Raw genomic sequence first — 12203 nt, forward strand, 5'->3', positions numbered from 1 at the left:
CCCCGCCGCAAGCCCTTCCCGTTCGCCCCTCATTCCAGGAGTTTTCCGTGCCCGCCCCCGACATCACCAGCGATTTTCTGCATGTTCTGTTCCTGATCGCCATCGCGGCCGAAGCCATGACCGCCGCCCTGGCGGCCGGCCGCCGGGAAATGGATTGGCTGGGGGTGGTCATGCTGGGCTGCGTCACCGCCCTGGGCGGCGGATCGGTGCGCGACGTGCTGCTGAACCACCACCCCTTGTCCTGGATTGCGCACCCCCATTACCTGCTGGTCACCGGCGGCGCGGCGCTGGTCACCATCGCCATCGCCCGCTTCGCGCATTCCCTGCGCCATTTGTTCTTGTTTCTGGATGCCGTGGGCCTGGTGGTCTTCACCATCATCGGCGTGGATATCGCTCTGGGGTTGAGCCTGCCCTGGGGCGTGGCCATCGTTTCGGGCATGATCACGGGCTGTGTCGGCGGGGTATTGCGCGATGTGCTGTGCAATGAAGTCCCGCTGCTGTTTCGGGCGGAACTCTACGCTACGGTGTCGATCGTCAGCGGGGCCCTGTACCTGGCCGGCCTGGCACTGTTCTGGAACCACAACCTGGTGGTGGGCGGATCGCTGCTGATCGGCCTGGCCCTGCGGCTGCTGGCCCTGCGCTTTTGCTGGAGCATGCCGAAATTCGTGTATACCCGGGATTTGCACTGATTCCGGCCCGGCGCCTGGCGAGGCCGGGATGAAGCGGTGCGGTGTTGTGTTATGCGGTGTGGTGTTGTGCGAAAAATATAGAAAATCAGGCCTGGCTCAGGCGGGACGGCTCGCCAGTTTATACAATAGATGCGCCCGCACTTCGGGCCATTCGCCCGCCAACAAGCTGTACATCACGGTGTCGCGCACCGTGCCATCCCGGCGCGGGGCATGGTGGCGGATGACGCCATCGCGCTTGGCCCCCAGGCGCTCGATGGCGCGTTGCGACGCCTGGTTGAAATTGTCCGTGCGCCAGCCCACCACGGCGGCGTTCAGGGCTTCAAACGCATACTGCAGCAGCAACAGCTTGCAGGCGGTATTGACCTGCGTGCGCTGCCGGGACAAGGCATACCAGGTGTAGCCGATTTCCAGCCGGGCCACGGCGGGCAGGATATCGTGGTAGCGCGTGGTGCCCAGCACCGCGCCGGTATCGGCATCCAGTACGGCAAACGGCAGCATGTGGCCCTCGGCCAGGCCCTGCAAGGCGGTGGCGACATAGGCCTCGGTCTCGGCGGGTTCGGGCACCGAGGTCACGCGCAGCCGCCACAGCTGGCCGTCCGCGGCGGCGTCCCGCAAGCCGGGGATATGATCCGGGGAGAGTGGCGCCAGGCGCACGCCGTGGCCTTGCAAGGTGATGGGCTGCAGGGGTGGAAAGGGGTTGGGCATGGGGGTTGTGTGCTGGGTTGACGTGCGGATCATCGCTGGGTCACACGTTGAACGGGAAGAACGGACTGAAAACCGCATCATTGCTTGCTGCACCGCCTTGAATGGTCATTTTGCACCCACTTTCATACCCACTTTTGAAAATGCGCATCATCATGTTACCTAAGCGAAAAAACGCATGAAACCAACGGCTGCCCTGCTGCCTGACATTCGACACCAGTGTCCCACAAAGGCTGCGCGAAGCTGCCAAAGCAAAAGCCCACAATCACAAACAAAAGCAGGAAAAACCATACGCGATCCTTCGGGCCGTCCTGCCGCTTCGACCAAGCACCAAGGCGACGTGCCTGAAAACTAAAAAGATAAACCACAGGTAATGCGACCGCAAAAACGACGGAAACAAGTCCAACAGCAAAGTGCTCCATAAACATCCTCTCTTAACGTCCGAAATTCATCTAACCGATCAAGCAATCGCCTGGATGCCGTTCTTTTCCACCACGGTCAGCAGGCGCAGGGCCGGGCCGCCAGGCTTCTTCACGCCGCGCTCCCAGTCGGAGACAAGGTTCTTGCTCACGTTCAGGTAGAGGGCAAAGATGGGCTGCGACAGGTGCTCACGCTCGCGCAGCGCGCGTATGCGCTCGGGCGGCATGGGTTGCACCGGCGTCAGGCAGCTTTCGTCGAACTCGCGCATGGTCTGCTTGTCGATGGCGCCGATCTCATGCAGGGCCTCCATCGTCTCGTGGATAGCCGCGTAGGCCTCACTCCGGTAATTTTTCGCCATGATCGTGTACCTCCGTCAATTGCCCCTTGCCTATCAGCTCCGCCAGATGCGTTTCCGACAGCCCCAGCACATGCTCCGCCGCCTTCTTGAAACTGGCATCTTCGTCATCGTCGATGTTGTCGCGGTCGCTCTTGGCGAACCCGTACACGAAGAAAGCCCGCTCCGCCGTGCGGTATAGGATGATAGTGCGGAAACCGCCAGACTTGCCCTGCCCAGGCCGCGCCACGCGCTGCTTGATGACACCGCCACCAAGATCAGCATCAACCAAGCCCCGCTCGGCGCGCTCGATGGCTTCCAGAAGCGCCTTGTCCGCGATGCCCTGCTTGCGGGCAAAGCGCTCGAACCAAGCGTTCTTGAAAACCCTCACGTACTGGCCTCGGTAAATTACCTATAACGCTTAGTGTTACATATAACAGTATTAATCGCAAGGGTGCTTACCCCCTCAGTGTCATGCCAAAATGGCACTTCATCCACAGGCAGGAGCCGCACACATGACTCCAGCGTCAGGAATGCGTTTCTGTAGGCGGTCGATCAGAATGTCGTGGTTGACTCGGTCGAAGAATTTCTCCAGGCCCACATCCACCACGATACGGCGACCAGACTGCACATACGATTGCGCGGCAAGTATTCCGAACTCGAATGAACGTGGATGAACAGTACGTTCCGCTTAAACGTTAAACAAAAAATTCAACACATCCCCATCCTTCACTACGTAGTCCTTGCCTTCGGCCCGCATCTTGCCGGCTTCCTTGGCGCCGTGCTCACCCTTGCAGGCGAGGTAGTCGTCGAAGCCGATGGTTTGCGCACGGATGAAGCCGCGCTCAAAGTCCGTATGGATGACGCCCGCCGCCTGCGGCGCGGTGGCGCCGACGCGCACCGTCCAGGCGCGCACTTCCTTCACGCCGGCGGTGAAATAAGTCTGCAGGCCCAGCAGTTGGTAGCTGGCGCGGATGACACGGTCCAGGCCGGGCTCGGTCATGCCCATGTCTTCCAGAAAAACCGTTTTGTCTTCGTCGTCCAGGTCGGCGATTTCGGCCTCGATGGCGGCGCACACCGCCACCACGGGAGCATGTTCGGCGGCAGCATAATGCTGCACCGCTTTCAAGTGCGGGTTGTTTTCAAAGCCATCGTCGCGCACATTGGCCACATACATGGCGCGCTTGGCAGTGATGAAACAATAGCCCCGGATGGCGGCCTGGTCTTCGTCGTCCAGACCCAGGCTGCGCACCGATTGGCCCGCGTCCAGGGCCGCCACGATGCGTTCCAGCAAGGCGGCCAGACGGATGGCCTCTTTGTCGCCGGAATTGGCCAGCTTGCGGTTTTTCTGCAGGATTTTTTCCGCTGTGGCCAAGTCGGCCAGCGCCAGTTCGGTGTTGATGACTTCAATGTCGGACACCGGGTCCACCCGGCCCGCCACGTGTACCACGTTGTCGTCTTCAAAACAGCGCACCACATGGACGATGGCGTCGGTTTCACGGATGTTGGCCAGGAATTGGTTGCCCAGACCCTCGCCCTTGGAGGCCCCGGCCACCAGGCCGGCGATGTCAACGAATTCGACTACGGCGGGGACGACCCGTTCGGGCTTGACGATATCGGCCAGTTGGACCAGGCGCGGATCGGGGACCTCGACCACGCCCACGTTGGGCTCGATGGTGCAGAAGGGGTAGTTTTCTGCGGCGATGCCCGCCTTGGTCAGGGCGTTGAACAGGGTAGATTTACCGACGTTGGGCAGGCCAACAATGCCGCATTGCAGTGCCATGGAGTTCCTGAGAAAAAATAAGGTGAAAAATCAGGCTGCTATTGTAGTGGAAAGCCTGGATGTACAGCCTGACGCGACGGCGGGCTGGAAAAAACGGTAACCAGCCGCAGCCAGCGTAGCGGCGCATCTGGCGCTGCTGCTGGCCGTCGGGCTGAAGTTTGTATTTGAAGGCTTGGAGGCGTTGCATTTTAGTACTGTCCGTTTAAACCGCAGCATGGCGAACCCGGACGCTGAAGATAAGTATTTGAAACAGCCGAACAGGATACTAATACGCGGCCAGCTGGGGGGCGAAGTGCAGCACCAGACCGATCAGCAACAAGGGCCCGCCATTGAAAATGGCATGCAGCGCCATGGATGCGCCAATGCCGCGCTTGACCCGCATCCAGCCCAGCACCAGGCCGGTCACCCACTGCGGCAGCACCAGCAGCGTCATCAGTACAAGATTGACGGAGGTATGGCGGAAGTTATACAGGTGGACCGCCGCAAAGGCTGCGGCCGCCAGATGGAACAGCGCCGGATACCAGCGCCGCACCCGGCGGCGCCAGCGCCAGGACGCGGCCCAGCCGGCCTGCCAACGATAACCGGGGGGATACCACTGAGGGGCCAGCGCCAGCAACAGGGCCACGGCCACCAGCAGCACCGGTACCGGCCCCGGCCCCAATACCATGATCCAGGCCATGAACGGCACGAACCACAGCAGCATTGCCGGCCGGCGCAGGGCGAAGCGAAAAGTGAGCTCCTCGACGATGGGCGCCCAGACCAGGGCGGCGAGCCAAGGCAGGTTGTGAATGTCCAGGCGATGCTGCGCGCCCGAGGCCTCGGCGGCAGACAGGGCCAGCGGGGCGAAGACGAAGATATTGACCATCCACAGCAGGACGGCCCAGTGCACCAGCCGCCACAAGGGGGCATTGAGTGCAAAATCAACCGGCATGCCAGGCCCGAGGCGATGCGCCCCCAGTCGGGGGCCGGGCCGGGGATTGGCCACGAAGCGCAGGAAATCCACGATTTCCTGGCCCATGGTGGGCAGGCCGGATGGCCGATGCAGCAAGGCAAGCACAGTCATTGATCTCCTCCGAGGGCAGTTCGGAAGATATCATGCCATTGCCCGCGCGACCCGAGCTACACGCACTTTCCCCAGGGTCTCTGAACAGCCGAGCGAAAAGCCGCGCATCCGAAAGGAAACAGGCTCCCGCGGCGAGCCACACACAGCGACAGAGCATCGGCGCCGACGGCCCGCACGCCCGTTCAGGCGTCGATGCGATTGCCCTGATGCAGACGCTCGGTTGCGCGATCGAACATGCCATCCAGCAGCGCGGGCAGCTCGACCCGGCAACGACGGATGACTTCGTCGATGGCGGGCATATCCTGCTGACGCGGGGGGTGCAGCACAAAATTGACGACCGATTGGGCCAGACCCAGGCTGCGCGGGTGGCCGATGCCGATGCGCAGCCGCCAGAACTTGGGCGTCCCCAAAGCAGCCTGGATATCGCGCAAGCCGTTGTGCCCGGCATGCCCACCGCCAAACTTCAGCTTGACGGCACCCGGCAATAAATCCATTTCGTCGTGCAGAACCAGGATTTCTTCAGGCTGCAGTTTGTAAAAGCGTGCCAACGCGCCGACGGCTTGACCGGATCGGTTCATGAAGGTCGCGGGCTTGGCGAGGATGACGGCCTGTCCCGCATGGCGCGCCCGCGCCACCCAGGCAAAAAAGGATTTGTCCAGCGTAAACCCCGCGTGCAGATCATCGGCGAAGTGGTCGGCCAGCCAGAATCCGGCATTATGCCGGGTGGTTTCGTATTCGGGGCCGGGATTGCCCAGGCCCACGATCAGCCGAATGGGCGTCGTCATCGAAGCAGCTCTTAAAAGTACGTATCTTACGCCAGGCGAGTCTTTTGCCGTCCTGGCATTCGTCCCAATGAACAGATGCCCGCCGGCCGATGCGATCAGGCATCTGCAAGCGGGCATCAAAAATCGACACGGAGCCGGGCCGGCCAAGGCCCATGCCGCGCGGCGTCGGCGGGAAAAGAATCCTGTTGCTCTGGCGAGAGGCGGATGACGACTATCCGCAGCAGGCCAACCCCACAGGACTCTCCCGCGAAACCAGGCGGCGCACCGGGCCGCCCGGAGGCTTACTCAGCAGCCGGGGTGTCGGCAGCGGCGTCATCGGCAGCCGAACCCTTGGGCGCGGCGGCCTGGGCCAGCAAGGGGTTGACGTCTTCGCCATGGGGCACGTACTTGACGCCCTTGGGCAGGGTGATGTCAGCCAGGTGCACGCGGGAATTGCCGATCATGTGGCCCAGATCGACTTCGATGAACTGCGGCAGATTGGCCGGCAGGCAAGTGATGTCGAGTTCGGTGGGGCCGTGGGTGACGACCTGACCAGCCAGCTTGACGGCGGGGCTTTGGTCGGCGTTGAGGTAGTGCACCGGGACCTTGGTGCTGACGGCCTGGGAGGCGTCCACACGCTGGAAGTCCACATGCAGGACTTGGGGCTTGTAGGGGTGCCATTGCACGGCGCGCACCAGCACCGGCTCGATCTTGCCGTCCAGGTTCATATCCAGGATGGAGGCATGGAATTCTTCTTTGTTCAGGGCGTGGAAGATTTCGTTGTGGTCGAGTTCGAGGTTGGCGGGGGCGGACTTGCCGCCATAGACGATGGCGGGCACCCGACCGGCGCGGCGCAGGCGGCGGCTCGCACTCGAACCCTGGACGCTACGCGAAGTGGCGGTGAATTTCATGGAAAACTCCGTTTGGGGGCTGTGGCCCCATAAAAAAACAGCCTGGGCTGCAAAACACCCCCCGCCGCGACCAGCAGGGGGCAGAAATCAAGGCGCCCCCGCCCCGACAAGCGGAGGCCAGCCACCGGCGGAATCAGTCGGCGAACAGCGAACTGACGGACTCGGCCGTGGCGATGCGCAAAATGGTTTCACCCAGCAGCGATGCGCAGGACAACTGGCGGATTTTGGCGCATTGGCGGGCGGATTCGGACAAGGGGATCGTATCGGTGACGACCAGCTCGTCCAGGGCGGATTCCTGGATGCGCGACACGGCCTCGCCCGACAGCACCGGATGGGTGCAATAGGCGTAGACCGAGCCCGCGCCGCGATCCTTGAGCGCCTGGGCGGCCTTGCACAATGTGCCGGCGGTATCGACCATGTCGTCCATGATCAGGCAGGTACGGCCGTTGACGTCGCCGATGATGTTCATGACTTCGGACACGTTGGCGCGCGGGCGGCGCTTGTCGATGATGGCCAGATCGGATTCCAGCTGCTTGGCCAGGGCGCGCGCGCGCACCACCCCGCCGATATCGGGCGAAACCACCACCAGGTTCTGGAAATTGCGGCTCCAGATGTCGCCCAGCAGAATGGGGCCGGCGTAGATATTGTCCACCGGGATGTCGAAGAACCCCTGGATCTGGTCGGCGTGCAGGTCCATCATCATGATGCGGTCGACCCCGACGGACTGCAGCATATTGGCCACGACCTTGGCCGAGATGGACACCCGCGCCGAGCGGGGGCGGCGATCCTGGCGGGCATAGCCGAAATACGGGATGGCGGCGGTGATGTTGCGCGCGGAGGCCCGGCGCAGGGCATCGACCATGACCATGATTTCCATCAGGTTGTCGTTGGTGGGCGCACAGGTGGGCTGCAAGACGAAGACGTCCTTGCCGCGGACGTTTTCATTGATCTCGACCATGACTTCGCCGTCGGAAAAACGGCCGACGGTCATCTTGCCCAAGGACATATCCAGATGATTGACCACATCCACCGCCAGCCTGGGATTGGCCGTGCCGGTGAAAATCATGAATCTGTCTTGTGCCATGGTATCGAACCAATGTGTCAAATGACAAGGCTGTTGACGACTGGCCCTGTGCGGGTGTGTTCAACAGCCTGGATTGAATGTTTTTGCAAGGTGATGGCTGGGGAAGAAGGATTCGAACCTTCGCATGCTGGAATCAAAATCCAGTGCCTTAACCAGCTTGGCGATTCCCCAACTAATCCATTACCCATGTCCTGAGCGGATGATCCGCCAACCCCTGGCACAGCCAGTTGCCGGTGACAACCACATCGGGCAGGTCATGTATTTTACTGATAATCCGGTTTCTTTGCATCCGGGCCTGCCGGACATCAGAAAAACCTGCAAACACACAAGAACCAGAACCCGTCATGCGCGCCGCCAGACCTGCCCCATGCAAGGCGGCCAATAACCGGGCCACCATGGGATGCTGCCGACACACGACCGTTTCCAGGTCGTTGCGGCCAAACAGGCCGCTGTGTTGTGTTTGCCAATCAGCAAAGACCGAGATTTTTACCGATTCTGAGTCTCTTGTCAAATCGGGAGCTTTGAACACCGCCGCCGTCTGCACCGACACGGCCGGGCGCAGCACCCAATACACTTGCGGCGGCAGCGCGACCGGGGCCAGAACTTCGCCCACGCCCTGGGCGAAGGCGGCCCGGCCAAAGACAAAAACCGGCACATCGGCCCCCAGGGCCAGGGCCAGGCGCTGCAGGTCCGCACGCCGCAGACCCGTGCCCCACAGGCGGTTCAAGGCGATCAGGGTGGTGGCCGCATCGCTGGACCCGCCGCCCAGCCCGCCCCCTGCGGGAATGGCCTTGCGATAACGGATGCGCGCCCCGTAGCGCGTGCCGGTGGCCTGCCGCAGGGCATGGGCAGCCCGCAAAACGAGGTCGTGCGCTGGCGGCAGGCCGTCCACCCCGTCGCCATCGCGGCCGATGTCGCCATCCGGGGTACGGTCGAAATCCAGACGATCGCACAGGTCGATGAAACGAAAAACGGTCTGCAACTGATGATAGCCATCGGCGCGGCGGCCCACCACGTGCAGGAACAGATTGATCTTGGCCGGAGCGGGCACATCCAGCAAGGTGGTCAGGGGCAGCGCGCCGAACCCTTCGTGAAGCGGCGTCGAGGCGCCCGAAGGCGCCGCCGGCTGTCCTGGCAGGGCGGTGGTCATCAGGACGGGTCCACAATCAGCTGCAGACGCCATTGCCCCTGGGCGTCCTGGCGCGACAGGCGCACCCGCCCAGGCCCCTGGTCATCGTAATCGGAGAGCCGAATCTCCCAGCCGTCCTGCCGCAAGACCATCAGGCGACCTTGGGCGTCGCGCCGCAGATCCGTGGCCGGCAGGCCCGGGGCGGCCCGGCCCTGGACCCAATAGCGCAGGCCGGCGACCGGCATGGGATGGCCCCAGACCTGGGCCAGCAGTTGATCCGGGCTGGGGGCGGATTCCCGGCTGCCGTCGTTGCGCACCAGGATGGCCTGTCCCGGCGCCACCCGCAAGCGGGCCAGCACACTGCCCAGGGGGGTGCTGAGGTCCAGGCGCAGCACCTGGCCGTCATCGCGCCAGGAAAACCCGCCCTGCGCGGCGTAGGACGGCTGGGCCACAGGCTGCAGGTTGACCGCAAAGCGCCCCACGCGCTCGAAGGCCGAGCCCTGGCCCGCGATGCGGGCGGGTGTGGCGCAGCCGGCCAGCCATACCGCCAGGCCCAGCGCCACGCACCAGCGCGCGAATGGATTGCGGCCGGACAGCCTCATGGCAGGCTGACCCCCAGTCGCCGCAGGGTGGCGTTCAGGGTGTCGTTGTCCGGGTCGGCCTTCAGGCCTTCGGCCCAGACCTGGCGGGCCTGGTTGCGGCGCTGCAACATCCAGAGGGTCTCGCCCAAGTGGGCCGCGACATCGGCCGCCGGCATCTGGGCATAGGACCGCCGCAGGTATTCCAAAGCCCCTTCGTAGTCGCCCGTGCGGAAAAGATACCAGCCCACGCTGTCCAGGATGAAGGGGTTTTCCGGGTCGAGATCCAGGGCGCGTTCCAGCAAATCCCGGGCCTCGGGCAGGTTGCGGTCGGCATCGACGTAGGTATAGCCCAGCGAGTTATACGCATTGGCATCGTCCGGGTCGAGCTCGATGACGCGCTTCATCAGCGTTTCAAATTCGGCGGTCTGGCCCTGCTGGTGCAACAGCATGCCCAATTCGTATTTGATTTCCGGCGTATCCGGCATTTCCAGATCGGCAGCCTTGAGGGTGTCCACCGCCTGGTCCGTGCGCCCCGCCTCGCGGAACACAGACGCCAGCGTCAACTGAATGACCACCCGCTCGCGCCGATCCACGGGCTTGATCGCCCCGAGCACGGCCTGGGCCTTGGGGAGATTGCCCAGCTTGCCGTACAGGACGGCCTCGTGCGTCTGGGCCTGGAAGCGCAGGCTGGGCTCGTCGATGGCATGCAGCTGGCGGATGGCTTCTTTCAGGTCGTCCTGGCGCTCGGCAATCTGCACCAGCAGCAAGCGCGCATCGGACACGTCGGCCTGGGCGCTGGAAGCGCCTTCGGCCAGCGAGCGTCGGCGCTGCTGCTGGATGGTGATGTATTCATCCAGCAAGGACTTGGCTGCGGCATAGCGGCCGGCCCGGGCGTTGACTTCGGCCTCGGTGTACAGCAGGTCGAAATCTTCCGGGGCCTGGCGCCGCATCTCGTGCAGCAGCTTCAGGGCCTCGTCGAACTGCCCCTGACCGGTCAGGCGGCTGACCAGCAGCAGGCGCAGGCCGCGGTGGCCGGGATGCTGGTCCAGATAACGATAAGTATCCCGCACGGCCTGACGGGGTTCGATGCGCAGGCCATATTCCAAAATACGCTCGGCGGCATCCAGGGATGCCGGATCGAGGGCCTGCGCGCGGTAGGACTCATCCAGCGCGCGCCGGGGTTCGCCCGCCGCCCAGGCGATATCGGCCAAGGCCAGGTGCGCCAGGGCCGAAGTATCCAGAACCCCGGCCACGGCCTTGTCCAGCACCTCCAGGGCCAAGCGCTTATCGCTCATTTTCGATACGATGCCGGCGGCCTGCACGATGGCCTGGTCCTTGTCTTCGGCCGTGTCGATGCGCCGGGCCAGCGTGCGGGACAGGCCATCCGTCTGGCCGCTGGAAGCCGACAATGCCAAAGAGGCCGCAACGGCTTCCGGGTTGTCCGGGTCCAGGCGGGCCCATTCGCGGGCAGCTTGCAAAGCCAAGGCCAGGTTGCGGCCCGACATCGACATCTGGAAGGCCCGCTGCCCCAGGCGCGGGTCCAGAGTGTCGCGCGCAAGCGACAAAAGCCCCTGGGCCGCATCGTCATACAAGCCCTGCTGGGCGGAGAGTTCCGCCACCAAAAGGCGGTACAGCAGCTCGGGCGTCAGGCTGACCGCAGGGGGTTCGCCCGGGCGCAGCCGGATGGTTTCAACCGCATCTGCCGGCGCGGGCGCCGGTGGCGCGGCCCAGCTCATCTGGGGCAGCGCGGCAAGCGCCAGCACCAAAGGCATGACAGAGGCAGAGATTCTCATCGGCGGTAACCAGGGCCGCAACGCGAGAAATGCCCGCGTCTGGTGGCAAAATTGCTTCATCAAAAGAGGATGTTATCACCCCGCCATGCCAGAACTGCCAGAAGTCGAAACCACCCGTCGTGGAATTGCCACGATCATGCCCGGCCGCGCCGTGCGGAAATTCCAGGTCTACGAGCCCCGCCTGCGCTGGCCCGTGCCCGCCGATTTGCCCGGCCTGCTGGCAGGCCAGACCGTTCTGGCCTGCGAGCGCCGGGGGAAATACCTGCTGATCCGCTTCGCCCAGGGCACGCAGATCGTCCACCTGGGGATGTCGGGCTCCTTGCGCCGCGTGCCGCTGGACGAGCCCCGGCGCAAGCACGACCACGTTGAATGGTTGTTCGACGACGCCCGCTTCCTGCTGCACGACCCACGCCGCTTTGGCGCCGTCCTGTGGCATCCCGCCAACGCCGGCCCCATCGGCACGCACCCCCTGCTGGCCAAGCTGGGCGTGGAGCCCTTCAGCGCGGACTTTACCCCGGCCCAGCTGCATGCCGGGGTGCAGCCCCGCCGGCAAGCCATCAAGACGCTGCTGCTGGGCGGGCACATCGTGGTGGGCGTGGGCAACATCTACGCCTCCGAATCCCTGTACCTGGCGGGCATCGACCCCCGCACCCCCGGCACACGGCTCTCGCGTCCGCGCTGCGCCCGCCTGCACGCCGCCATCCTGCAGACCTTGGGCCAGGCCCTGGAATCCGGCGGCAGCACCCTGCGCGATTATGTCAATGCCCAAGGCGCCCCCGGCGCGTACTTCACCCTGCACGCCGCCGTCTACGAACGCGCGGGCCAGCCCTGCCCCCGCTGCGGCCAGGCCATCCGACGCATCGTCCAGGGCCAGCGGGCCACTTATTTCTGCCCCGGCTGCCAGAAGCGATAAGCCGGCGCAACCGCCGGCTACACGGCACCCGCCCCCC

General features: G+C 64.0%; 15 protein-coding genes, 1 tRNA gene and 1 pseudogene. 2 read left to right on the forward strand and 15 right to left on the reverse strand.

Annotation, left to right across the window (positions count from 1 at the left end; translation table 11 throughout):
* The first annotated feature begins 47 nt into the window (after positions 1 to 47).
* Entirely contained in the window at positions 48 to 689 is a 642-nt protein-coding gene (locus ACMHYJ_RS12385; protein ID WP_414246484.1) for a trimeric intracellular cation channel family protein, read from the forward strand.
* A 96-nt stretch (positions 690 to 785) separates the two neighbouring features.
* On the opposite strand, the gene ACMHYJ_RS12390 is transcribed toward ACMHYJ_RS12385, so the two are convergent.
* The 15 genes and pseudogenes from ACMHYJ_RS12390 to ACMHYJ_RS12460 all read right to left on the reverse strand — a co-directional run bounded on the left by ACMHYJ_RS12390 (position 786) and on the right by ACMHYJ_RS12460 (position 11253).
* The gene (locus ACMHYJ_RS12390) at positions 786 to 1394 is read right to left on the reverse strand and encodes a GNAT family N-acetyltransferase (RefSeq protein WP_414246485.1); all 609 of its coding nucleotides are present in this window, start codon (positions 1392 to 1394) and stop codon (positions 786 to 788) included.
* A 155-nt stretch (positions 1395 to 1549) separates the two neighbouring features.
* Complete coding sequence (locus tag ACMHYJ_RS12395; protein WP_414246486.1) at positions 1550 to 1813, reverse strand: hypothetical protein; 264 nt, start codon at positions 1811 to 1813, stop codon at positions 1550 to 1552.
* Positions 1814 to 1851: 38 nt separating this feature from the next.
* Complete coding sequence (locus ACMHYJ_RS12400) at positions 1852 to 2169, reverse strand: helix-turn-helix domain-containing protein (RefSeq protein ID WP_414246487.1); 318 nt, start codon at positions 2167 to 2169, stop codon at positions 1852 to 1854.
* The gene (locus tag ACMHYJ_RS12405; protein WP_414246488.1) at positions 2147 to 2536 is read right to left on the reverse strand and encodes a type II toxin-antitoxin system RelE/ParE family toxin; all 390 of its coding nucleotides are present in this window, start codon (positions 2534 to 2536) and stop codon (positions 2147 to 2149) included. Before ACMHYJ_RS12405 ends, ACMHYJ_RS12400 begins: the two co-directional genes overlap by 23 nt.
* 123 nt (positions 2537 to 2659) lie before the next feature.
* Positions 2660 to 2797: pseudogene (locus ACMHYJ_RS12410) on the reverse strand (group II intron reverse transcriptase/maturase); the annotation flags it as partial.
* A 39-nt stretch (positions 2798 to 2836) separates the two neighbouring features.
* The gene (gene ychF / locus ACMHYJ_RS12415; protein WP_414246489.1) at positions 2837 to 3928 is read right to left on the reverse strand and encodes a redox-regulated ATPase YchF; all 1092 of its coding nucleotides are present in this window, start codon (positions 3926 to 3928) and stop codon (positions 2837 to 2839) included.
* The gene (locus tag ACMHYJ_RS12420) at positions 3885 to 4115 is read right to left on the reverse strand and encodes a helix-turn-helix domain-containing protein (RefSeq protein WP_414246490.1); all 231 of its coding nucleotides are present in this window, start codon (positions 4113 to 4115) and stop codon (positions 3885 to 3887) included. Before ACMHYJ_RS12420 ends, ychF begins: the two co-directional genes overlap by 44 nt.
* Before the next feature lie 78 nt (positions 4116 to 4193).
* The gene (locus tag ACMHYJ_RS12425) at positions 4194 to 4991 is read right to left on the reverse strand and encodes a type II CAAX prenyl endopeptidase Rce1 family protein (RefSeq protein ID WP_414246491.1); all 798 of its coding nucleotides are present in this window, start codon (positions 4989 to 4991) and stop codon (positions 4194 to 4196) included.
* 182 nt (positions 4992 to 5173) lie between these two features.
* On the reverse strand, positions 5174 to 5776 hold the full coding sequence (gene pth / locus ACMHYJ_RS12430) for an aminoacyl-tRNA hydrolase (protein WP_414246492.1): 603 nt from the start codon (positions 5774 to 5776) through the stop codon (positions 5174 to 5176).
* Positions 5777 to 6057: 281 nt separating this feature from the next.
* Positions 6058 to 6666, reverse strand: a complete 609-nt coding sequence (locus ACMHYJ_RS12435; protein ID WP_414246493.1) for a 50S ribosomal protein L25/general stress protein Ctc — start codon at positions 6664 to 6666, stop codon at positions 6058 to 6060.
* A gap of 133 nt (positions 6667 to 6799) precedes the next feature.
* Positions 6800 to 7750, reverse strand: coding sequence for a ribose-phosphate pyrophosphokinase (locus ACMHYJ_RS12440; RefSeq protein ID WP_414246494.1), 951 nt, complete (start codon positions 7748 to 7750; stop codon positions 6800 to 6802).
* Positions 7751 to 7844: 94 nt separating this feature from the next.
* Positions 7845 to 7921, reverse strand: a tRNA-Gln gene (locus tag ACMHYJ_RS12445).
* A 1-nt stretch (position 7922) separates the two neighbouring features.
* Positions 7923 to 8900, reverse strand: coding sequence for a 4-(cytidine 5'-diphospho)-2-C-methyl-D-erythritol kinase (gene ispE / locus ACMHYJ_RS12450; protein WP_414246495.1), 978 nt, complete (start codon positions 8898 to 8900; stop codon positions 7923 to 7925).
* Positions 8900 to 9481, reverse strand: a complete 582-nt coding sequence (lolB, locus tag ACMHYJ_RS12455; RefSeq protein WP_414246496.1) for a lipoprotein insertase outer membrane protein LolB — start codon at positions 9479 to 9481, stop codon at positions 8900 to 8902. The genes ispE and lolB overlap by 1 nt, the downstream gene beginning before the upstream one ends.
* Positions 9478 to 11253, reverse strand: a complete 1776-nt coding sequence (locus tag ACMHYJ_RS12460) for a tetratricopeptide repeat protein (RefSeq protein WP_414246497.1) — start codon at positions 11251 to 11253, stop codon at positions 9478 to 9480. Before ACMHYJ_RS12460 ends, lolB begins: the two co-directional genes overlap by 4 nt.
* A gap of 85 nt (positions 11254 to 11338) precedes the next feature.
* On the opposite strand from ACMHYJ_RS12460, the gene mutM reads away from it, so the two are divergent.
* Positions 11339 to 12166, forward strand: coding sequence for a bifunctional DNA-formamidopyrimidine glycosylase/DNA-(apurinic or apyrimidinic site) lyase (mutM, locus tag ACMHYJ_RS12465; protein ID WP_414246498.1), 828 nt, complete (start codon positions 11339 to 11341; stop codon positions 12164 to 12166).
* Positions 12167 to 12203: the final 37 nt, after the last annotated feature.

This window comes from Castellaniella hirudinis (genome assembly GCF_047468865.1).
Lineage (GTDB): Bacteria > Pseudomonadota > Gammaproteobacteria > Burkholderiales > Burkholderiaceae_B > Castellaniella > Castellaniella hirudinis_A.